The following is a 362-nucleotide window of genomic DNA, read 5'->3' as shown; positions in this document are numbered from 1 at the left end:
CACGATGCGGCCCGGAGCGCCGTTCACCACCTCGGCGACCGCCAGAAAACGCCGGGGTGCCGCGGTGCTGCCTTGAACGATCTGCCGGATCGGACCCGACGCGTTGACGATCGCCGCACCTGCCGGATTGCTCATGAAGTTCGCAAGCGGCTCTACCGCACCGCTGCCGTCCGCGTTGGCGGTGAGCACGAGCATGTAAGGCTTCTTGGGCTGCAAACCGGTAACGGCACTCTGCACGACCTGAATGATGCCCTGGTCGAAGAGGGTAATGCTGCTTGCAGCACCATTGCCGCGAACCGGCCCCATGTTCAGATGCACCGCCTTGCCTGCCGTACCGAGCGGTTGAAGATTGTCGGTGCCGA

1 pseudogene is annotated in these 362 nt (G+C 64.1%); it reads right to left on the bottom strand.

The annotated features are described in order from the left end of the window. A pseudogene (locus tag ASE88_RS19275) lies at positions 1–362 on the bottom strand (hypothetical protein); the annotation flags it as partial.

Source organism: Sphingomonas sp. Leaf38 (genome assembly GCF_001421825.1).
In the GTDB taxonomy this organism is placed as follows: Bacteria; Pseudomonadota; Alphaproteobacteria; order Sphingomonadales; family Sphingomonadaceae; genus Sphingomonas.
The sequence above is the reverse complement of the archived record's forward strand: the minus strand, read 5'-3'. Positions and strand labels throughout refer to the sequence as shown.